At 37.0% G+C, this 20,848-nt stretch carries 20 protein-coding genes and 1 pseudogene; 14 read left to right on the top strand and 7 right to left on the bottom strand.

The features are described from left to right. Window positions 1-1,196: 1,196 nt before the first annotated feature. A complete protein-coding gene (locus ACFIKR_RS07370; RefSeq protein WP_015856697.1) occupies window positions 1,197-1,427 on the bottom strand; it encodes a plasmid partition protein ParG in 231 nt (76 codons plus the stop codon). Beyond that, window positions 1,424-2,053, bottom strand: coding sequence for a ParA family partition ATPase (parA, locus tag ACFIKR_RS07365; protein ID WP_375647479.1), 630 nt, complete (start codon window positions 2,051-2,053; stop codon window positions 1,424-1,426). The genes ACFIKR_RS07370 and parA overlap by 4 nt, the downstream gene beginning before the upstream one ends. A gap of 967 nt (window positions 2,054-3,020) precedes the next feature. On the opposite strand from parA, the gene ACFIKR_RS07360 reads away from it, so the two are divergent. Together ACFIKR_RS07360 and ACFIKR_RS07355 are read left to right on the top strand one after the other, a co-directional pair. Next, window positions 3,021-3,350, top strand: coding sequence for a TIGR01244 family sulfur transferase (locus ACFIKR_RS07360; protein ID WP_375659400.1), 330 nt, complete (start codon window positions 3,021-3,023; stop codon window positions 3,348-3,350). 178 nt (window positions 3,351-3,528) lie between these two features. Further along, a pseudogene (locus tag ACFIKR_RS07355) lies at window positions 3,529-3,756 on the top strand (D-alanyl-D-alanine carboxypeptidase); the annotation flags it as partial. Window positions 3,757-4,032: 276 nt separating this feature from the next. Here ACFIKR_RS07355 and ACFIKR_RS07350 read toward each other — a convergent pair. The 3 genes from ACFIKR_RS07350 to ACFIKR_RS07340 form a co-directional block, all read right to left on the bottom strand. Beyond that, entirely contained in the window at window positions 4,033-4,173 is a 141-nt protein-coding gene (locus tag ACFIKR_RS07350; protein WP_375659399.1) for a hypothetical protein, read from the bottom strand. Between the two features lie 1,240 nt (window positions 4,174-5,413). After that, window positions 5,414-6,415 carry a bifunctional riboflavin kinase/FAD synthetase gene (locus ACFIKR_RS07345; protein WP_375659398.1) on the bottom strand — a complete coding sequence of 334 codons (1,002 nt, stop codon included), beginning with the start codon at window positions 6,413-6,415 and terminating at the stop codon, window positions 5,414-5,416. Further along, window positions 6,415-7,260, bottom strand: a complete 846-nt coding sequence (locus ACFIKR_RS07340) for a TIGR01459 family HAD-type hydrolase (protein ID WP_273788305.1) — start codon at window positions 7,258-7,260, stop codon at window positions 6,415-6,417. Before ACFIKR_RS07340 ends, ACFIKR_RS07345 begins: the two co-directional genes overlap by 1 nt. A gap of 1,240 nt (window positions 7,261-8,500) precedes the next feature. Between ACFIKR_RS07340 and ACFIKR_RS07335 the strand changes: the two genes are divergently transcribed. Then, window positions 8,501-8,860 carry a helix-turn-helix domain-containing protein gene (locus ACFIKR_RS07335; protein WP_375659397.1) on the top strand — a complete coding sequence of 120 codons (360 nt, stop codon included), beginning with the start codon at window positions 8,501-8,503 and terminating at the stop codon, window positions 8,858-8,860. A gap of 513 nt (window positions 8,861-9,373) precedes the next feature. Then, a complete protein-coding gene (locus ACFIKR_RS07330) occupies window positions 9,374-9,499 on the top strand; it encodes a hypothetical protein (RefSeq protein ID WP_375636385.1) in 126 nt (41 codons plus the stop codon). A gap of 189 nt (window positions 9,500-9,688) precedes the next feature. Here ACFIKR_RS07330 and ACFIKR_RS07325 read toward each other — a convergent pair whose 3' ends face one another. Continuing rightward, on the bottom strand, window positions 9,689-9,913 hold the full coding sequence (locus tag ACFIKR_RS07325) for an EexN family lipoprotein (protein WP_375659403.1): 225 nt from the start codon (window positions 9,911-9,913) through the stop codon (window positions 9,689-9,691). A 1,041-nt stretch (window positions 9,914-10,954) separates the two neighbouring features. Continuing rightward, complete coding sequence (locus tag ACFIKR_RS07320; RefSeq protein ID WP_375659396.1) at window positions 10,955-11,650, bottom strand: hypothetical protein; 696 nt, start codon at window positions 11,648-11,650, stop codon at window positions 10,955-10,957. Between the two features lie 440 nt (window positions 11,651-12,090). Here ACFIKR_RS07320 and ACFIKR_RS07315 point away from each other — a divergent pair, with 440 nt between their 5' ends. The 10 genes from ACFIKR_RS07315 (at window position 12,091) to virB11 (ending at window position 20,835) form a co-directional block, all read left to right on the top strand. Continuing rightward, window positions 12,091-12,417, top strand: coding sequence for a TrbC/VirB2 family protein (locus tag ACFIKR_RS07315; protein WP_375659395.1), 327 nt, complete (start codon window positions 12,091-12,093; stop codon window positions 12,415-12,417). Next, complete coding sequence (locus tag ACFIKR_RS07310) at window positions 12,418-12,726, top strand: type IV secretion system protein VirB3 (protein ID WP_015856705.1); 309 nt, start codon at window positions 12,418-12,420, stop codon at window positions 12,724-12,726. A 22-nt stretch (window positions 12,727-12,748) separates the two neighbouring features. Next, on the top strand, window positions 12,749-15,103 hold the full coding sequence (locus ACFIKR_RS07305; RefSeq protein ID WP_375659402.1) for a VirB4 family type IV secretion/conjugal transfer ATPase: 2,355 nt from the start codon (window positions 12,749-12,751) through the stop codon (window positions 15,101-15,103). Next, complete coding sequence (locus ACFIKR_RS07300) at window positions 15,100-15,621, top strand: type IV secretion system protein VirB5 (protein WP_375659394.1); 522 nt, start codon at window positions 15,100-15,102, stop codon at window positions 15,619-15,621. Before ACFIKR_RS07305 ends, ACFIKR_RS07300 begins: the two co-directional genes overlap by 4 nt. Continuing rightward, window positions 15,608-16,594, top strand: a complete 987-nt coding sequence (locus tag ACFIKR_RS07295; RefSeq protein ID WP_273788312.1) for a type IV secretion system protein — start codon at window positions 15,608-15,610, stop codon at window positions 16,592-16,594. Before ACFIKR_RS07300 ends, ACFIKR_RS07295 begins: the two co-directional genes overlap by 14 nt. Window positions 16,595-16,791: 197 nt before the next feature. Beyond that, window positions 16,792-17,094 (top strand): type IV secretion system protein VirB7, encoded by a 303-nt coding sequence (locus ACFIKR_RS07290; protein ID WP_375659393.1) that lies wholly within the window; start codon window positions 16,792-16,794, stop codon window positions 17,092-17,094. Next, window positions 17,048-17,752, top strand: coding sequence for a virB8 family protein (locus ACFIKR_RS07285; protein ID WP_375659392.1), 705 nt, complete (start codon window positions 17,048-17,050; stop codon window positions 17,750-17,752). The genes ACFIKR_RS07290 and ACFIKR_RS07285 overlap by 47 nt, the downstream gene beginning before the upstream one ends. After that, window positions 17,749-18,615 (top strand): P-type conjugative transfer protein VirB9, encoded by an 867-nt coding sequence (gene virB9, locus ACFIKR_RS07280; protein WP_375659391.1) that lies wholly within the window; start codon window positions 17,749-17,751, stop codon window positions 18,613-18,615. The genes ACFIKR_RS07285 and virB9 overlap by 4 nt, the downstream gene beginning before the upstream one ends. Beyond that, window positions 18,608-19,768, top strand: a complete 1,161-nt coding sequence (gene virB10, locus ACFIKR_RS07275; RefSeq protein WP_375659390.1) for a type IV secretion system protein VirB10 — start codon at window positions 18,608-18,610, stop codon at window positions 19,766-19,768. The genes virB9 and virB10 overlap by 8 nt, the downstream gene beginning before the upstream one ends. Continuing rightward, window positions 19,765-20,835 carry a P-type DNA transfer ATPase VirB11 gene (gene virB11, locus ACFIKR_RS07270; RefSeq protein WP_015856713.1) on the top strand — a complete coding sequence of 357 codons (1,071 nt, stop codon included), beginning with the start codon at window positions 19,765-19,767 and terminating at the stop codon, window positions 20,833-20,835. The genes virB10 and virB11 overlap by 4 nt, the downstream gene beginning before the upstream one ends. Window positions 20,836-20,848 lie beyond the last annotated feature (13 nt).

Raw genomic sequence — 20,848 nt, 5'->3', positions numbered from 1 at the left:
TGATTTTCATTCTATATGTAATGATACTATATTTATGCTGATTACTTATCATTTTCTAAACTTTTAGAAAGCGTTTTTAAAAGTGATCTTATCTTTAAATCTTTTTATGCAATCTTTATAAATTAAACCTATAAGCTTATGACAGTTTCAAACGATTATTCCTTTTTAAGGTTTCGCTCAAAAAAGAGCAAAACTCATACCATTCTTTAAACGTATGTTATCGATAATTCCAAACGACTAAATTTTAAACAATGCGATTTGAGTGATAAAAACGTATCATAAAATTTATGAACTGTTATGAATGATAGCTGCTTTTCATTTCATTTGAACGTTTACATGCGTTATAACATTTACATCATGATTTGCTTTTTATGGTCTATTCATGCATGGCAATCTTATATAAAAAATGATCAAATGAATCATACATAAAAGTGTGGATTCTTATAAAATAATTTCACTCAAACTATTGACTTTATTGTATTTTTTAGTATTATGTCTTATATGACCGAAAAAGAAAGAAAACTTTAAGTCCCCCCTGCTCTTTTTAAATGGCAATAGAAATGCTAAAAAAGCGATCTTATACATTTCAATTGAAGCAAAAAAGCCTATTTCCTTGCTTACCATTACGATTGGCATTAACTATTTAAGACTATAAAATCATATAAATGTCAGAAATACTTTCTATAATACGCTCAATGACTTCTTTTGTTTATTAGGAAAAATTATAGCGCGCCAATATCAGTAAATTTTACTTATTTATATCCCCTTTATAAACATGAATAGAATTTAATAAAATAAATCGCTGCATAACAGAAAAAAATAATCAACGCTACTCTTGATTACATTATTTACGCATGTATTAAATGAAATAAACAAAGAAATAACCTGACGTTTAAAATCATTATCAAGAAAATTTTTATGGAAGAATAAACTTATCTATTCATCTAGCGGATAAGATCACAAGTAGTATGATGATTATCATACTTATAGGGAAAAGTTTGAAACGGAGAATTTTTCGCAAACTCATAGCTCTTTCATGAAATGATATAGAACCTTATGAAAAACAACTTAAATGAAGCAGCCATCGTGAAAAAGGAAGTGTGCTTTTATTATTATTAACTTCGTATAAAAACAAACGATATCATCTCTAGAAAAAGTACTCAAATCAACGAAAACTTATTATCGTATATCATTTTTTACACTTTTCCGTATTTTTGTGAAAGCAATTCGCGCACCTCATCAGCTATTTTAGTTCCACGACTTGCACAACTTACCTTAATCAATCGATGCAAACTTTCTGGTATATCAATCGTGAGGCGCTTCATACCTCCACTCATGCTCCCTTTGGGGCTTCCTACCCATGCATCCGCCGTTAAAGGAATTGACTTATTCGTTGGTTTCGTGCCGATTTTAATTTTTTTATTCATCGCGCTAACTCCTTGATTTCCGCTGCAACAGCTTCAATCTCTGCTGTTGCTGGTCCTTGCTTATCAACTTCATAAACCGCCTTCCCCTGTGCTGCTGCTTCTGCAAAAATCACGCGCTGCGCAACGCTAGAAGAAAGAACATGCACGGGGTATATGCCAAGAGCTTCGTTCACATCACGCCCTATCGCTGTATTGACTATTTTACGATTAATAACAAAAGCAGATTCAAGATTTTCTTTATAAACACGTGCTTCGTCAATCAGCTTTACAATTCCATCGGCTGCCCAAATATCATAGGGACTAGGCAAAACAGGTATAAGCACCAAATCCGAAGCCATAAGAGCACTACGAGCAAGATCAGTCACACGCGGAGGACCATCGATAATAATATGATCATAACCATGACCAATCTGTGTAATCTCTTTGTGAACCGTTGCACGTGGTAAACCAATAACCGAAAACAAAGGTGCATCTTCACGCGCAGCAGCCCAATCCAATGCGCTCCCCTGTGGATCAACATCAATAAGCAATACCCGTGCACCGGTACGCGCAAAACTGGCCGCAAGATTAACACTCAACGTAGTTTTTCCTACGCCTCCCTTTTGATTCAAAAGTCCAATGATCATTTATTACGCCTTTCAGCATTATCGTTTTTACGATTATACAGAAAGTAACAAAAGAAGCAAGCATCCAATACGTGCAAAATAATCATTTCTCCTATTTTTAGGATAAAACGACAGCCCGCAATTTTGTCTTTATAATATTCTTTTAGCATACGAAAAATAAATCTAAACAAGAGACACGATCTTCTTTCCCCCATCCTAAAACGAAGATTCTTAAATCCATGTCGATCTGTGAACAATGCTCTGTAAATGATCCAGCTTCTTATCTCGCGCCTACCATTTGGGCTTCTCCCTTCATGCACTCCACTTAATGCAACTCTACAAATAAACTCCACTCTGAATATACAACAAACTATAAGAAGCATTCATTGTTTTGCACGTTGAATGAGAGAGCCGAAATCAGGAAGATTCTCTCATTTCATGCCCTCTGATATTAAATCAATCAAAATCATGTCTCTTGTACATTACAAGCGGGGCTAGCGTGTGGGTAAAAACTGTACAAGAAAAGATTTAAAATGCTTTTTACGAACCGTCTCAAGAACCGAGAACTGTAGTAACATTGGGGACTAGCAAATATAACAATGGTGCCGACTTCCTTCTTCATAAGCGTAAAGAGGGTAGTGATCAATGAATTTTATACTCTTATACGCTCGACAGGGTAAAATAGGCTTAAGAGAAATAAGAATACCTCTAGCAAGCATGTGAACAAGCAACACAATGGAATGTCTATGCTTGGTAAACACAATAGATTATCCATAAAGACCAAACAGCCGTCTTGCACAAGGTCGAATAACGAACATATTGCGAAGTGAGATATTTTGCATCTTACAGCTCATTTTCCCAAAATAGATCTTCTCGACAAAAAGAATATTTTTGTTAAGATGCCATTGAAAAACTTATCTTCATTATGTTTTTTTATATACCAGACCAGAAGGTATCGTGAAGATCGTGCAATTGAGAATAAATAAAAATGAATTTACAACAAATTGAACCTGATATTTTTATCAGCGCCCAAATTAGCATAGAAAATATCAAAACATTGGCACAAGCTGGTTTTAAAACAATTATCTGCAACCGCCCCGATCACGAGGAGCTTCATCAACCTGACTTTTCTAGCATTAAAACGGTCGCAAATGAATATGGCATAAAAGCCTATCACATTCCCATTTCTCCTCCAACTATAGAACAATCAGCTGTTGAAGCTATGCAAACAATTTTTAAAACCGCCTCTCTGCCTCTTCTCGCCTATTGCCATCACGGAGCACGCTCGCTGCATCTTTATCGTTTAGCGCGTCTTTAAACACAGGTTTCATACGCTTTCTCCTCACCTTAAAAGATGAAGACTCTTAAATACACATCGATCTGTAAAAAATAATCTGTCAATAATCTTTGTCTTGCGCTTTAATCTTTGTCTTGCGCTTTCCACTCAGGCTTCCCACTTCATAAGACTCTACACGCAAATTTTGCTGTTAAATATAGAACAAACATGCACACCTGAAGCCGTAAAAATGCATGAAAATTCATATGATGATCAAGGAAATCTATTTTCACCTCACCTTTTATCACTGCTTCACCTTCTTTATCTCTCCCTTTACCAGTACGAGCTCATTCGTACACCATAGACACCTAAAACAATAGTAAAATCACTAAGAAAACCCCATATTCCGTATAAAAGGCAAGCAGAATATTTTATAAAAAATCCGTAAGCCATAATCTATGGTTAATTGCAAGATATTGATTTATAACAATTAATTATTTTGCACGTTGAGTGAGAAACCCTAATACCGTAAGATTCTCTCATTTTAAGTCTATTTATAGTGAATCAATCAAAAGCGTGTTTCTTGTATGTCACAAGCAGGAAGAGTTTGTATGAAGTAAAACGAGTTAAGAAAAAATCCCTCTCATAAACGCTCTCAAATAGCCAAGACTGTACAACACTGAAGGCTTGTCAATATAACTGATGATACCGGATTGCTCTTTTATTAGGCATAAAGATGATAGCGCTCAACGGAGCTTGCATGATACCATTCATGAGTGCCATCATGAAAATGGATATGGGAAGCGTTGAGAGATATTTCTTTAAAACAAGCGCGTAAATTAGCAACACAAGTATATTCCAGCATTTTATTTTACCTGTGGTGCGTGATAACCTATTCACAAAACAACAAAGCCTAAAACTGTTATTTTCATGATTTAAGAGATATTGCTCTGGACACTTTTGAAAATGGCAAAGCCGAATTAAAAAAAGATAGTCATCTGGACTGATTTCCCCCTTTATAACTTCATATATAACTTCATATTTTTCCCCAATAAGGCTGTAGATTGATTTCAGAGATTATCCAAATGAATATAGGCAATAGGGCTGTCCCCATCTGGTATACAAAAGCTGTAACAGCAGAGAGAGCACTAAAGCGCCTTAATCTTTGTCTCAAACATACTGCTCGCGTTGAGGATTGCTAAAGCAAAAGTTTTATGAGAAAAACAACAAGACATAATTGGCTTTGCATTTTCATATCCTTACAAGACTGCCTTCCCGTTGCATTATAGGCGTTATATTTGTGAAGGATAAAGGAGATATATGGACAGTTCTTTGCTTGAGAATCTGAAAGATTTACGTGTTACAACAACAAAATTGTGCCTTTATCAATCAAAAGCATTAAAAATTTTTGAAATAAGTACACCTGTTTTCTCGCAATGATTTCTTTTTATCTGCAATCGATCGTAGTCTCCTTAATGTAAATTTCCTGTCACAATATACGAGAAAAACGAGACTTAAAGCATTTTCCATCAGTTTCATTCTCGTTTACGTGATTGGTTAGCACAAGGCCGCTGCTGACCACCGCTCTACTTCACGAGGCTCAACAAACGAACCTTTTTTAAAAATATTCATCATATGATACCAAATATCACATGCGTAAGGTTTTAGATAAACCCAATCCCATCATAAAAGACGATATGGCATAATAAAACAAATTAGAAAAAAGAGACCATAAATTTTTGAAATAAAAAGTCATCGATTAAATTTTATCAAACTATAAGCTTAAAATCGCAAGAAATTTAAAAAACAGCCTTTCTCTCTCTTCACGTCTATTATTGCCAAATAGGCTGAGGCTTATTCTTTACTGCATCTTTTATGATAGTTTTAACGGATCAGAAAGAAACAAGCAGTAAACTTTTGAATGACAACAAAAGCCATAAAATGAACTTTGAAAAAGATAATGCCAAAATCAGATATTCAGATATTCGATTCTCCCTCTCAACAAAGGAAACAACATATATTCCACGATGTTTTGGAATATATCTTTGTGATTATAATCACTTTAAGTGCTATTTTTACAGCTCTTCTCTCCTTTTCAGATAAGTTTAGGGCATATTTTTAAAAGTAAGCAGCCTATCCAACTTTGATAATGGTTGTGCTATCTTTAAAATTTCTTTTGCTTTTTTTTCATCACGGTGCATTTGCGCAATCAAAGGTTCAAGCCCATCAAATTTTTCTTGTCCTCGCAAAAATTGGAAAAAAGAAACAGTACAGCTTTCCCCATAAAGGTCGTCGTTAAAGTCAAACAAATAGGTTTCCAAAAGTGGCGCACCATCTTTAACAACCGTTGGACGACAACCAAAGCTTGCAACACCATCATACAAAACACCGTTCGCACGACGTAAACGTACCGCATAAACACCATGAGCCAAGCGAACTTGGGGAGGCAACATTTGATTGGCGGTAGGAAATCCCAAAAGACGCCCAAGTTTATCGCCTTGAATAATATTGGAGCATACCCGATAGTGATACCCTAACAAATGGGCTGCTTTGTCCACTTTTCCTTGTGAGAGAAGCTGCCGAATAAAACTAGAGGAAATAATCAACTGTTGTGAATCTTGAAGACGAGAAACGCAAGGAACTTGCACAACCTCAAATCCATATTTCTTTCCCCTTTTGCAAAGAAGCTGCACATTTCCACTTTTCTGATGACCAAATTGAAAATTTTCCCCTGTCACCACAACTGAAACATCAAAAGCCTGTTTTAAAATCGATTTGATAAATTCATCCGCTGAAAGCGTGGCAAAGTGTGCATCAAAGGGCTGTTCAATCACACCATTAAAGCCAAGGACTTTAAAAATTTCAGCTTTTTCAGCTGCCTCTGTCAAACGATAGACAGGAGCTGAACGTTGAAAAAAACTTCTTGGATGTGGTTCAAAGGTTAAAACAACTGCTGGTTTCTTTTTTATCTGCGCAAAATCAAGCGCTTTTTGCAACACCATCTGATGTCCGCAATGAACACCATCAAAATTTCCAAGTGCCAACACGGCTCCCCGCCAAGCCGAGGGAAACATGTGAGTCCCCTGAAGACGCAAAAAATTAGCCATTACTGAAGTGCCCACATGATTGCTTGTGGTTTATAACCATGACGTTCAAGAAAAGAATGCAAAGCTTGCTTATCCACCACACCATTTTGCGCATAATCATAATGATGAATCCCCCCCATAATATAAAGGGCATCAAGACCAAAATGAGCCGCCCCCTTAATATCCGTCAAAAGACCATCACCAATAGCTAAAACTTGACTTTTTTCCACAATTCCACGAATGTTTTGAAGTTTTTCAAAGGCACACTCATAAATAGGCGCGTGAGGTTTTCCAGCAATGCGTACTTCCCCCCCTAATTGTTGATAAAGACGCGCCAATGCACCAGCGCACCAAAATTCTTTATTTCCATAATGGACAATCACATCAGGATTAGCACAAATAAAAGGTAAATTCCGCGCCCGCATGCGAAGAAACATTTCCTCATAAGCAGAGGGTTCTTCGTCAAAATCTTCAAGAAAACCGCTACAGACGACAACAGAAGCCTCCCATTCTTCAACAAATTCACACTCTAACCCTTCAAACAGCACCAAATCACGTTGTGAACCAATAAAAAAAACTTTACGCGGAGCTGTCCGAATGAGATCGCGCGTTACATCCCCTGAAGTGATAATGGCATCATAATAGTCACGATGAACATTCATGCTTTGTAATTGAGCAGCAACATCTTCCCGTAGCCGAGGAGAATTGGTTAATAAAATAACACTTTTTCCCATTTGTCGAATTTTATACAATGCTTTCAACGCTGGTTCAAATGCATGTACACCGTTATGCACAACACCCCACACATCACAAAAAACAGCATCATAATGCGTTATAATAGTCTCAATATGGGTAAGTTCATTCATGGTGCACCTATCTTTATTTATCATTTAAAGCTGTCTTTTATTTCAAAACTACTTACCGAAAGATAATACTTGTGTCATCTGCTTTCTCAAACCATATTCCAACTTTGCATCGCTTATAGCAATCATAAGAAATGACAAAATAAATAAGTTATCGTTAAGTTGTGCAAAATTCTAAAACGCTTTATATCAAAAGCTTATCATTCCACAATGCTCATTTTTCTCATAAAAACTTTAATTTTAACAATAACTGCGTTGATACAGTTTTTTATCTAAAACACGCACATTCTTTAAAACGAACAAAAAACTCCTTAAAAAAACGCTTCCCTAAGTATAGAATTATTAATTTATAATAATAATTTATTATTCATACATAATGAGAAACCAAAATATCTTTTCTCATTTCAAATCTGTTGATATTGAATCAATCAAAACTATTCGCTTGCAGATTATAAGCAGGATGAGCGTATAAATAAAAACACGTGAAGAGAGAAAAAATAGCTTTTATGCTCCCTTTCAAAGGTAAAAACTGTCGTAATATTTTAGACTGACAAAGAGTATGTGCCGTCCAAGTATCTTTTTTTCAGTAAAGATCGAAATATAGCTTTTATCCCATTCATCGAAGCTTTTACGTTATACACTTTACGAAACGCCATTTGTGAAATGGGCGCTAACATTGAGAAATATCTTCTCAAAACAAACATGTGAATATACAACAACCAAATCTATTCTGTTTTGATTTTATTTTGCATGAGGGCTCTTTACTCATAAAAGGTTTCCCCTATTATCATGATATCTCAGACGCATCAAAACAAGCCATTTTGGTTATTGGTTAAGCACAGCACCATAGGCAGTGCCTTGAGCTTAAAAACCAAGGTTTATCTTTGTAAAAAGCGAATCTTAAAACATGAGTTTAGTAAGCGGGTTTTAAAAAGTTGAAAGGCAAATAACCTCTCATTTAAAAAAATCTATCCATCTTAAGAAAAACTATTTTTATTGCCAATCTCCTAAAATTACTTTATGAGTTAGAAAATGTATTGGTCGTATACGCAACGACCAATAGGGCCTTGAAAACCCGAAACCCTAGCGTAAAAATAAACCCAGTGTGTGGGTATCCCGGAATTCCGGGAGATTTTGCTATGTCCAGGTGCTCCAAGCACTAAAAGCAAAATGCTGACTAGGGTTCAGTGTTTTCAAGCTCCCGGAATACCAATGCGAGGGCGCTCGCAACCGGAGGGGGCAAATGCAAACTCAAAATCTTAATGTTGATCTTTTTGTAGGCAAAAAAATTCGCTTTAGGCGAAAAATGCTCAAAATGTCTCAAAAAACATTAGGGCATCATTTAAGTGTCACTTTCCAACAAATCCAAAAGTATGAAAAAGGCTTAAATCGCGTAAGCGCAGGACGTTTAAAGGAAATCTCCGATATATTGGATGTCCCTATTGCCTTTTTTTACGCTGATATCATCAAAAAAGAACATACCCCGTACCATCATGATGAAATTGTAGCGAGCAAAGAGGAATATTTGCTTTTAAAAAGTTTTAGAATTCTTACATCTGTCAAACAAAAAGCAATTTTAAAATTAATTTCTGATCAAAATTAAAACCTTTAAAAACATGGGTATAGTGTGCTACACGCTCTGTTCTTGGCTTCCTTCTCACACATCAAAGGATGCAAATCCCTCCTCAAACTGGTTGATACACAATCCAACTTCTCAAAAACAGCTCCCTCTCGGCTTCACATTTCATATGGTTCCTTTCACAAAATTATACAAGAAAGCCCTCTCTTGAATATTCACTACACTCTCTTATCAAAACACCCCATGCATAAAGTTTTTATGCCTTACACCACACCTCAAGCGATATTGATTTATAAAGAGTATTCATTGTTTTGCATGTTAAATGAGAATCCAGAATAGCGTAAGATCCTTTCATTTCAGACCCGCTCCATGTTGAATCAACAAAAAACATATCTCTTGCAAGTTACAAGCGGAAAGAGCCCTTGTGGATAAAAAACTATTAAGAAAGGATTAAAAATGCCCCTAATGAACCGTCTCAAGTGCCAAGGGCTGTAGCAACACCCACGAGCTTGCAAATATGCGCTGGCTTACTCCTTTATGAAGCGTAAAGATCGTGGTGCTCAATGGATCTACCATTATACCATTCACGGACACCACCGTGAAATGGGATTGGCTGCCTTAAGAGATGTTTCTATAAGACAATGCTATCCAGTTTTCTCGTGATCATAATCCTCAATCTAACAAAGATGAAACAAACAATAGGATTGCAAATATGATTTTGGAAGCTCATCTGAAAGATGAAAAATGATAAAAATCTCCGCTATAAAAATTAAAGAAGCAACTATTCGTTGAAACGTAACTTCTTTATTTTAGAATTTTTATATAACACTTTACTGTTGAGATGCATAACCGTTAAAATGCATGATCACGATCTGTAGAATTAAGCTTTGGCGAGAAAAACATTTCAGTATCTGCTTGTAAAACATTTTGACAATTTTTAGATTCCTTAACAGCTTGTCCTAAAAGAAAACACTTCTTTCCCCATTCTTCCCTTAATTTTGCATCTTTCTTAAAATCTTCTACGCTATAGGTTTTTTCACACCCCACGACGAATAATAGAGCCATGCACAATAAAATATTTTTTTCATTTTACCCCTCTTTAAATACCTTATCTGTTAACATCATCCCCCAAATGAGTTTTAAATTTTCATACTGTATGAGAAGACAGCCTTACTATCACTTGCTTGCTTTCAAAGTAAACACTCTGAGTAAAATAACGTAAGAAGAGCTCACGACAGCCATCGTATGAGTTTGTCATAAAATATAATGAGAAAGAAAAAGCCCAAACTGAGTAAAAATGACGAAATCAGAAGACGCACTAATGTTTTTTCCAACTGATTTCAAATAGTGACCTTGCGATAGGAACCGCGCCCCGCGCCCTATAGAAAACCTATGAGCATTATAATGCTTAGTATCACTATCAACGGACTACAAAGCCTTTACAAAAAAGTATGCTTTTTACCTATTTGTATGTTGATTATTGTTTCCCCCATCGAATGCTTAAATAAAAACGTCTTGTGATATATAGAAAACAATCAACAATGCAAATCATTTTTACGAAGATTTTTTCGTGTGGAGTCTGTTTGAAATCCATCTTTTCGAAGTCTGAATTTAGAAGCAGATAATTATGAAAGCTTTTCAAGGAATTAAACAAATTAATCACTTTTAAAGAAGTAAAAAAACGTGATCCAATCTTAAAGACAAAATTCTAATGAAAAAAACTTTTGCTATGAATTCTTTTAAAGCATTGTAAAATATTCTATCAGTTATATTAAACGTTATCTCATTTTGGAATCTGTTCATTTTTTACTTTTATCAACTCCACTCTAGAATTCCGTTTCTTAAGCTTTTTTATCGTCCCACTTTCTCCTGCAAACACAAATACTCAAAAATGCTTTGCCACCAACAATGACATTTTCCTGCTTCTATAAAACACATAAGTAAAAATAGAGGAGCGATTTTGAGAGCAAACCTCCCTTGAAAAGGGAAGTATTATTCATTTACTTCACAAACGGAAATAATCTCACGGTTTATTCAAATTTGCCCTATGGTCTGGTGCAATTTTATTAATAAAGTTTCCTTTATACAAATTTAAGTAAATATGTTCGTTAAAGCCAATCACGGATTTTCAAAGGGGTTGTAAGATCCATTATCTCGCCGCCATTTTAAAGGTTCAGTGAAATCACTTGACCAAAGACCAATCTTGTTGTTTCGTGCTTTTTCTTCCGCATGATGGTACTGGGTTGGAATAGGATCTTTCCCCTCTTTTGAGAGTACCAACATACCTTCTGTAAGACCTGCCTCAGCTAAATCAACCCCTTGAACAAAACATTGCGCATAATAAACACCATTGTGCATCAAAGCCTGTTTACAGGATAAATCCTGCCCAAGTGTTTTGGTGACAAGCCAAGCCGTTGTAACCGCACCACAGGGCCATTCTTGATCATTTAATCGTGCTTTTTGGCGTGGTGCACATGTGTCTACACCATAAAGATGAATATCACGGGTGATATATGAGCGCCAAGATTGTGCAGCAGGCGCCAGCAATTTAAATGTAACCCCACTTGTAACAGAGGCCTTACCATGAAAAACAACAGTATTATTTGCAACATCGTTTGATGAAACACTCTTCTGCAAATCGAGAGCTGGTTCATTTTTTTCTAATTGCTGTTTGGTGATAGATTTCACCAACTTTTCTTCTTCTCGGTTTTCTTCTTCTCGATAAAGATTGAGAATATCTTGTATATCTTGCATCCCAAATGTTTTAAGAATGCTGAAATCTATTTTATCTTTATATTGGCTTAATCCCCACACTATGGAACCCATAATGTAAATAATAACAATCAATTTAAATAGCATTTCTTAACACGCTCACTCAAAAAATTCATTGTTTTTCTATCCTTTCACATTATATATCACCAATACCCTTGTTTTTAAAGAAAAAATCCAAATATCTGTGTTGCATATTAACTACATTTTGTAAAGAATAATATTCCTTCTTGCATTGTTTTAATATTATTGTCTTTACCAATGCATACAACTTAAAATTGCCATTTTCATGTAACACAATCTCAATTTGAAAAGACTTCTGTCTCTTTAAGAAAAAGAGTTTGAGAGTGAACAGATCCACTATCAAGGCTTTTAAAACAAACAAACGAGAAGAATTAACTGTCATCAAATGACAGCATTTTCAGTTTTTAGAGGCAATAGAATGTCGACATATGAACAAATATTATTTGTTAAAGAGAGGTAAAATGACAGATAATAGATCCCAGAACATCATTTTTATCGTTATCATGACCATGCTGCTTTTTACAGCATTGCTTGTATCAGATCCTTCTTATGCTGCTCCTGTTGCTGATGGGAGTGGTTTCGCAAAACTTGAAGGTGTTTTAGGCAACATTGTCACAATGATGACGGGTCCAACGGCAAAGCTTATTGCAATTATATGTGTTGCTGCTGTGGGTATTGGCTGGATGTACGGCTTTATTGATTTACGCAAAGCAGCTTACTGTGTTCTTGGTATTGCTATTGTTTTTGGTGCCCCTACTCTTGTCGGTAAATTATCGGGCACGGCATAAATGAACGAAGACACTCTTTTCCTTGCCTGTACACGACCGTCCATGTTTGCCGGTGTCACAATGGAAGCGATGGCGCTCAATGTCATGGCGACGTCCGTTCTTTTTATTTTGACGAGTGATTTTACCATGATTGGTTTTGGTATTGGGATGCACTTTATTTTGCGTGAAGTGACAAAACATGATCACAACCAATTTCGCGTATTATTTGCTTGGCTCAATACCCGAGGAAAACAAAAAAACCTCAACCGATGGGGAGGAGGTTCTACCTCCCCTTTGCGCCTTATCCGCACTTATAAGGAACTAAGCTGAAGGAGCCAAACCGGTGAAACAGATGTCAATAATGAAACGGGAAACTTTGCCTGAAGAATATATTCCCTATATACGCTATATCAACCAACATGTCGTTGCTTTAAATTCGCGCTGTTTAATGGTTGTGATGGCTGTTGAGGGCGTAAATTTTGACACTGCGGATATTGATCAATTAAATTCTTTACACAACCAATTAAACACTCTTTTAAAAAATATTGCAGATGAACGGGTTGCTTTATATTCTCACATCATCCGCCGCCGTGAAACGATCTATCCAGAAGGTCATTTTCTTTCATCTTTTGCAACAACATTAGATGAAAAATATAAAAAGAAAATGGTTTCGCAAGAACTGTATAGAAATGATCTGTTTATTTCACTGCTTTGGAATCCCGCAGTAGATAAAACAGAACAACTGGTTTCATTTTTTCAGCGCTTAAGTAAAGCGAAGAAAACACAATCTGAACCTGATGAGGAAGCTGTTCGTAAACTCGAAGAGTTAAGTCAAGACCTTATGCAAGGTTTAGAAGAGTATGAAGTCCGTCTGCTATCAATCTATGAATATGAAGGTATTTTATTTTCTGAACAAAGTGAATTTCTCCACCAGCTGGTGGGGGGAAGACGTGAGCGTATTCCTCTCACATTTGGAACTATTGCTTCAACGATTTATTCGGATCGTGTTATTTTTGGGAAAGAAATTATCGAAATTCGCCATGAAAGTAATGAACGCTTTGCTGGCATGTTTGGATGGAAAGAATACCCTTCTAAAACACGCCCTGGTATGACTGATGGTTTGCTTACGGTACCATTTGAATTCATTTTAACACAATCCTTTGTTTTTAAAAGTAAGGCGGCCGCCAGTGCGATTATGAGCCGCAAGCAAAATCAAATGATCAATGCAGCTGACCGTGCTAGTTCACAAATTGATGCACTCGATGAAGCGCTAGATGATTTAGAATCAAACCGTTTTGTTTTGGGCGAGCATCACATTTCTTTAGCTGTTTTTGCTGATCATCCCAAAATATTGACTGAAAACTTATCAAAAGCACGAGCCCATTTAACCAATGGGGGAGCCGTAATTGCCAGAGAAGATTTAGGATTGGAAGCAGCATGGTGGGCACAGCTTCCTGGAAACTTTAGCTATCGTGCGCGTTCAGGTGCCATTACTAGCAGAAATTTTGCCGCTTTATCGCCCTTCCATTCTTTCCCTGTTGGCAAACTAAACGATAATGTTTGGGGAGCTGCTGTCGCATTGCTAAAAACACAGGCAGGTTCACCTTACTATTTTAATTTTCATTATGGCGATCTTGGAAACACGTTTGTTTGTGGTCCATCGGGATCTGGTAAAACAGTGATTGTTAATTTTCTTCTTGCACAATTACAAAAACACAATCCAACAATGGTTTTTTTTGACAAAGATCAAGGAGCAGAGATCTTTGTACGAGCTGGAGGAGGGAAATATAAACCTCTAAAAAATGGGCAGCCCACAGGGATTTCTCCCTTAAAGGGCATGGAATACACTGAAAAAAATAAAATCTTTCTTCGTAATTGGATCTTAAAGCTGGTAAGCGCTGAAGGACAAATCGTAACAGAAGAAGAGCGACAAGATATCGCCAAAGCCATCGATTCTTTGGAAAACTTACCCCCAACACAACGCTCTCTTGGTGCACTTCAACTGTTTTTTGACAACACATCAAAAGAAGGTATCGCCATACGACTACAACGCTGGATTAGAGGCAATGATTTAGGGTGGGTTTTTGATAATGATCAAGATGATCTCAATTTAAATGCACAGTTCATTGGATATGACATGACCGATTTCTTAGACAATGAAGAAATTCGGCGCCCCTTAATGATGTATCTCTTTCACCGCATTCTTGATTTGATTGATGGGCGGCGCATCATTATTGTCGTTGATGAATTCTGGAAAGCTTTGGAAGATGATTCATTCAAAGCTTTTGCGCAAGATCGGCTAAAAACAATCCGTAAACAAAATGGCATGATGCTCTTTGCAACACAAAGTCCTAAAGATGCTTTGAACTCAACAATCGCGCACACAATTATTGAGCAATGCCCCACCCAAATATTTTTTCCAAATCAAAAAGCAAATTACAATGATTATGTCGAAGCTTTCAAACTTACTGAGCGTGAATTTGAACTGATACAGTCAGAATTAAGCAGAGAATCTCGCCGTTTTCTCGTCAAACAAGGACAAAGTTCCGTCGTTGCAGAACTTAACTTACGTGGAATGAATGATGAGATCGCCGTTTTAAGCGGCACAACAAAAAACATTGAACTAATGAATGAAATTATCAACGAATATGGAGCAGACCCTGATAAATGGCTGCCCATATTTTATCAAAGGAGAAAAAATCAATGAAAAAATATGGCTTAGTTACACTGTTATCTTTTTCTTTTATTTCTCATGCAATATCACAAACGACACCCGATGCGGATGAATATTATAAACAAGCACTCGAGAACACACAAAAATTAGATGCTGCAAAATCAGAAACAGCTGAAGGCATATATAAAACTGCAACTGAAACTGCAAAAAAAATTAAAGAAATAAGTCATCAACTTGAACAAGTTAAGTCACAAACAGGTACAACAGCAACTGAAGCTGTAAAAAAATCTAGCCTTGAAGAATTGCAGAATCTTCAAGCTCTTCGACAAGAGCTTCAAGTAAAACTTTCTCTTCTTCAAGCCGATCTTCAAGTGGCTTCTTTAAAACTTCAGTCTCTTGATATGATTCAAGCAAGAGATACGAAAACAAAAGACGAAATGCGTGAAGAAAAGGAACAACAAAAGCATAAATACCTTGAGGCACAATTAAAAGAAAAAGAAAAAGAATTAAAAGAAAAACTTGAAAGTACGAGTACAAATGTCAGACTTTAGTTTTTCTCCATTTGAAAGCGTTTCTGGGTATATTTTAACCCCTCTCGATAATGTGATGGACACAACGGTGAGAGGGTTATCTTCTGCTATTTCAGCACCCTTAAATCTCGCCGCAATCATTTTTATCTTTCTTTATGGCTATAATGTTATGACAGGTCGCGTTGCGCTTTCCATGCATAGTCTTCTCAATAATGTTGTTAAAATCGTTGTTGTGACAACAATGGCAACGAATGCGGATACATTTAATACTTATGTCAAGGATATTTTCTTCAATGATTTATCTAACGCTATTGGGAATGCGCTTAACAGCAATCCTGCAAGCTCCAATGTTTTTGATTATATTTTGTTAAAGGCAAATGCTCGCTATCAAGAAGTTTTATACAATGCTTGGTTTTTTGAAAAGATTGTTGTGGGGCTTCTTGGTTCTATCATGCTTTTAGCCGTTATTCTTTTTTGTATAGGTGGTTTTATTGTGCAAATGTTTGCACAAGTTGCTCTCGTAATGATTATAGGTCTTGGGCCTCTATTCATTAGTTTGTATTTGTTCAATGCAACGCGAAAATACACCGATGCATGGATTACAACTTTGATCAATTTTACCATTTTACAGGTTCTCGTGATCATGCTTGGAACAATTATATGTCAAGTTATCCTTCAGGTTCTCAAAGTTTCATATGAATCAATCTATGTTCTTTTCCCCCCTGTCCTCGTCATTTCGATCATAGGGGTTATTATCTTCCGTGCGCTTCCCGGTATTGCAACAGCGCTGGCCTCTGGCGGACCATACTTTAACACTGGTGTCTCTTCAGGAGGACAGGTTTTCACAATGCTTGCCAATGGTGCAAGAACGAGTGCGAATACAGTAAAAAATGCTGCTTTACAAATCTCAGGTGCTGCCGGTAACGCTTCTAAAGGTGCGGCAGGCGCGGCAGCAAAAGCAGGAAGATCTGGAGGTGGTCGTGGTCGGTTTTAAGATAAAGCACCTCTTTAAAAGAATAAGCATTTTTGTTTTTGCCTTGCGTGCGCCCTTTGGCGCACGCGCCATGATCCTGTTTCAAGTAAGATCTAACATCTTAGATCTTACAACAAAACCAATCACATAGACTTTTAAAAGTGTCCAGAATAAAGGCTCTCATGCATTGTATTCCAAGATATTTGTGAGTTCAAAAAATGAAACGAAAAATAACTTTTGTTATGGTCCTAACAATCGCTCTTACTGGTTGTGCCTCTTTGAGTGGCCCAAAAAAACCACCACGCTGTAATGGCAAACATACACGTGCTTTAAATAAAGATAAGTGGAATTGGGACAATCAAAACGTTGTCCACCCAGAAAAGAGCTTAAAGCCTGTTACCACTCCCATCATTCTCAATACTTTGGAAAGTGAAAAAGCAACGGCCAATTCAGCTTTATTAAAGCCGGTTATTCATGAAGCACGATCTGATAAAACTGTGGAGGTTACGCGTGAAAAGTGATGCCCTTGAAAAATATATAAAAGAAGCGCGCTCATTTGATATTGATCGCATGCATAGCATGCGCGTGCGAATGAAAATTTCCATGGCTTTAACAATGCTTTTTGGATTGATGACGATTGCACTGGCTTTAGCTGTCGCAGCTTTGACGCCTTTAAAAACGGTAGAGCCTTTTGTTATCCGAGTTGATAACTCAACAGGCATTATTGATACTGTAAGCGCCCTCAAAGAATCCCCTAACGACTATGATGAAGCGATAACGCGTTATTTTGCCAGCCAATATGTTCGTGCCCGTGAAGGTTTTCAAGCATCCGAAGCAGAAAACAATTTTCGCTTAGTTTCTCTTTTATCTTCTCCAAAAGAACAAAACCGTTTTGCAAAATGGTACGCGGGCAATAATCCAGAAAGTCCTCAAAATATTTATCATAACATGATTGCTACCGTCACAATCAAATCAATCTCTTTTATAAGCAAAGATCTTATCCAAGTTCGTTACTATAAAACGGTCAGAGACTTTAATGAAAAAGAAAATATTTCCCATTGGATTTCAATCTTAAATTTTTCCTACGTGAACGCACACATTTCAACGTCTGATCGTCTCATCAATCCTCTTGGTTTTCAAGTATCGGAATATAGATCTGATCCAGAGGTGATAAAATGATCAGACTTTTACAAACAATCTTTTTAATTTTTACGATCACTCTCAGCTTTCACACCGCCTTCTCACTTGCAGAAACAGCGCCTGTCAGTGCACGTAAAGATAACCGCATCAGATTTGTCAATTATGACCCCTACAATGTTGTACAAATCATTGGCTCCATTCGCTCTTCAGTTCAGCTGGAATTTGCCGATGATGAAAACGTGACCTATGTAGGAATTGGAAATTCCGTTGCTTGGCAAGTTGCACCGGCTGGTCACTTTGTTTTTCTCAAACCGCGTGAAATCCAACCTGTGACCAATTTACAAATTGTCACAAGCCGCCAAGATGGAACAAAACGATCTTATCAATTCGAGCTGCAAATCCGTGAAGGCGATGTTTCAGCCGGCAATGAGACGTATTTCTTAGTAAAGTTTCGTTATCCAGAAGATGAAGCCTTGCGTAAGAAATTAGCCGAAGCAGAAAAAGCAAAACAACGTGAAGAAAACTTTGTCAATGATGTTTTAGATATCCATGAAGATTTTGGACCACGCAATTGGGCTTATGAAGCCCAAGGTTCATCCCTCATTGAACCTGCGTCTGTCTATGATAATGGAAAAACAACAACCTTTACCTTTTTAGGCAATATTGAAATCCCTGCCATTTACATTGTATCACCTGATGGGCAAGAAGCGCTTATTCCCAAATCAATTAAAGGCAACAAGGTTATTGTTCATGCAACAGCTGCACAATTCACGCTACGGCGTGGGAATGAAGTATTGTGCATCTTTAATAAAAGGTTCGTACCAGAAGGAATTAACCCTGAAACAGGTACGACATCACCATCTGTACAACGTAAAGTGAACCTAGGAAGCAGCCATGAATAACACCGTGGATGAAAAAAGCATTAATGATCGCGATACAATAAAAAATGCTCAAGGAAAAAGTCAACAGAACAATGTAGGGAAAGCTATTGCTCTTATTATTCTTTTCAGTGTCTGTCTTTATTTAGCCTATTCAACACTTGTTACAGAAAAAAAACAACCAATTGAATCTTCAAAAGAAGGAAAAGTTATAAAACAAACAGAGCTTTTTCGCCCTGCAAAACCTACCCCTTCCCCCCTTGAACAGCCTCAACGAAATAACGCTCTATTGCCAAAAGTCGAGCTACCAACACCAAACATCAATCAATTAAATTCTGATGACTCACTTTTGGAAGCAGCACAACGTGCTCCTGTATTAGCTTATGCAAATACACAACAAGGCAAAATAGATTCACAAACAAATAATAGTGTTTTGCCTCACCAACTTGAAAGTAAACATGATGAAACGACACAACGTTTTAATCATCTTCTCAAACCCACAGTGCTTGAAGGTATTCGTGCTTCAACCCTTGGCAATCGAAACTACATCATCGCGATGGGAACTTCTATCCCTTGTATTTTAGAAACAGCCATCAACAGTGATCAACAAGGTTTTGCCAGTTGTATCGTTTCCAGAGATATCTTATCAGACAATGGTCGTGTTGTCCTTCTCGATAAAGGTACCCAAATTGTTGGTGAATATCGCGCCGGATTGAAAAAAGGCCAAACACGTCTCTTTGTGCTGTGGAATAGAGCAAAAACCCCTAATGGTATCATTATATCCTTAGCTTCACCTGCAACAGACAGTTTAGGGCGTTCTGGTATAGATGGAGATATTGATAACCATTGGTTAGAGAGGATTGGATCTGCGCTTCTTGTCTCCCTGATAAAAGATGCGACAAACTATGCTAATAAACGTTTAGCAAAAAAACAAGAAAAAGAAGAAACTGAAACACTCTCTTCAGGACAAAATATTGCAAATATTGTCGTCGAAAATTACGCCAATATTCCTCCAACATTATCCAAAAACCAAGGGGAAATGGTGAATATCTTTGTTGCCCGCGATTTAGATTTTTCCAGCGTTTATAAATTGAAAGTCATCGAAAACAAAAAACAGATTACCAATCGAGCTGTTTCAAGAAACTTTTACAAAAATTCTGCGATACCTTTAGAATGAACTCAAACTTACATACCATGAGCGATGAAACCATCGCGATTGTTCTCACAAAACTTGAACCCATCCGTGCTTTTTTGAAAGATGAAAGTCTTTTTGAAATTGTTATCAATCGTCCCTATCAAGTAATGACGGAAGGTATTGATGGATGGAAAACTATAGAAGCACCGGCTCTCTCTTTTAATGAGCTTATGGGGATTGCGAAAGTTGTCGCGTCCTATTCCAAGCAAAACATATCAGACAAGAATCCAATATTATCGGCTACTCTGCCAGGTAATGAGCGCATTCAAGTTGTTATTCCGCCGGCTGTTGAAAAAAACACGATTAGTATGACAATTCGCAAACCATCATCGCAGAGTTTTTCTCTCGAAGAGCTAGCGAATAAAGGTCTGTTTTCGCTCTGTGAACAGATATCTTTCACGCCATTGAATGATTATCTTTCTCGTTTTAACGAACTCAAAATCATCGAACATAACTTAGCTCATGCCTATTGTAATAAAGACTTTGTCTCCTTTTTAAATCAAGCTGTAAAATGCCAGAAAAATATTTTAATTGCAGGAAAAACTGGTTCGGGTAAAACAACATTATCAAAAGCGTTAATCGCCAAAATCCCTCAAGAAGAGCGTATTATCACCATTGAAGATACACAAGAATTGGTGATACCGCACCCTAATCATGTCTCGATGTTCTATTCAAAAGATGGACAAGGCTTAGCCTCTGTTGGACCCAAAGAATTGCTTGAATCATCTTTACGGATGCGTCCTGATCGTATTCTTTTGCAAGAACTTAGAGATGGTACAGCCTTTTATTATATCCGCAATGTCAATTCAGGTCATCCAGGTTCCATTACAACGGTTCATGCTTCAACAGCCCTTGCTGCCTTTGAGCAAATGACCCTTTTGGTCAAAGAAAGTGACGGAGGAGGTGATTTAGAGCGTGATGATATTCGAGGACTGTTGATTTCAATGATTGATATCATCATCCAATGCAAACGGGTTGAAGGAAAATTTAAGGTCACAGAAATTTATTATGATCCCTTCAAACAACGAAACATCTTTGGAGGAGACTAAAAGAAGATCTCAT

The organism is Bartonella sp. MR30HLJHH, from assembly GCF_042194195.1.
Lineage (GTDB): Bacteria > Pseudomonadota > Alphaproteobacteria > Rhizobiales > Rhizobiaceae > Bartonella > Bartonella grahamii.
The sequence above is the reverse complement of the archived record's forward strand: the minus strand, read 5'-3'. Positions and strand labels throughout refer to the sequence as shown.

Coding starts and splice junctions, on each gene's coding strand:
- parA (WP_375647479.1), bottom strand. CDS start 2,053: ATGATCATTGGACTTTTGAATCAAAAGGGAGGCGTAGGAAAAACTACG.
- ACFIKR_RS07295 (WP_273788312.1), top strand. CDS start 15,608: ATGTCAGACTTTAGTTTTTCTCCATTTGAAAGCGTTTCTGGGTATATT.
- ACFIKR_RS07310 (WP_015856705.1), top strand. CDS start 12,418: ATGAACGAAGACACTCTTTTCCTTGCCTGTACACGACCGTCCATGTTT.
- ACFIKR_RS07300 (WP_375659394.1), top strand. CDS start 15,100: ATGAAAAAATATGGCTTAGTTACACTGTTATCTTTTTCTTTTATTTCT.
- ACFIKR_RS07360 (WP_375659400.1), top strand. CDS start 3,021: ATGAATTTACAACAAATTGAACCTGATATTTTTATCAGCGCCCAAATT.
- ACFIKR_RS07305 (WP_375659402.1), top strand. CDS start 12,749: ATGTCAATAATGAAACGGGAAACTTTGCCTGAAGAATATATTCCCTAT.
- ACFIKR_RS07330 (WP_375636385.1), top strand. CDS start 9,374: ATGAAGCGTAAAGATCGTGGTGCTCAATGGATCTACCATTATACCATT.
- virB9 (WP_375659391.1), top strand. CDS start 17,749: ATGATCAGACTTTTACAAACAATCTTTTTAATTTTTACGATCACTCTC.
- ACFIKR_RS07335 (WP_375659397.1), top strand. CDS start 8,501: ATGCAAACTCAAAATCTTAATGTTGATCTTTTTGTAGGCAAAAAAATT.
- ACFIKR_RS07315 (WP_375659395.1), top strand. CDS start 12,091: ATGACAGATAATAGATCCCAGAACATCATTTTTATCGTTATCATGACC.
- ACFIKR_RS07285 (WP_375659392.1), top strand. CDS start 17,048: ATGAAGCACGATCTGATAAAACTGTGGAGGTTACGCGTGAAAAGTGAT.
- virB10 (WP_375659390.1), top strand. CDS start 18,608: ATGAATAACACCGTGGATGAAAAAAGCATTAATGATCGCGATACAATA.
- ACFIKR_RS07345 (WP_375659398.1), bottom strand. CDS start 6,415: ATGGCTAATTTTTTGCGTCTTCAGGGGACTCACATGTTTCCCTCGGCT.
- virB11 (WP_015856713.1), top strand. CDS start 19,765: ATGAACTCAAACTTACATACCATGAGCGATGAAACCATCGCGATTGTT.
- ACFIKR_RS07370 (WP_015856697.1), bottom strand. CDS start 1,427: ATGAATAAAAAAATTAAAATCGGCACGAAACCAACGAATAAGTCAATT.
- ACFIKR_RS07340 (WP_273788305.1), bottom strand. CDS start 7,260: ATGAATGAACTTACCCATATTGAGACTATTATAACGCATTATGATGCT.
- ACFIKR_RS07290 (WP_375659393.1), top strand. CDS start 16,792: ATGAAACGAAAAATAACTTTTGTTATGGTCCTAACAATCGCTCTTACT.
- ACFIKR_RS07350 (WP_375659399.1), bottom strand. CDS start 4,173: ATGCTGGAATATACTTGTGTTGCTAATTTACGCGCTTGTTTTAAAGAA.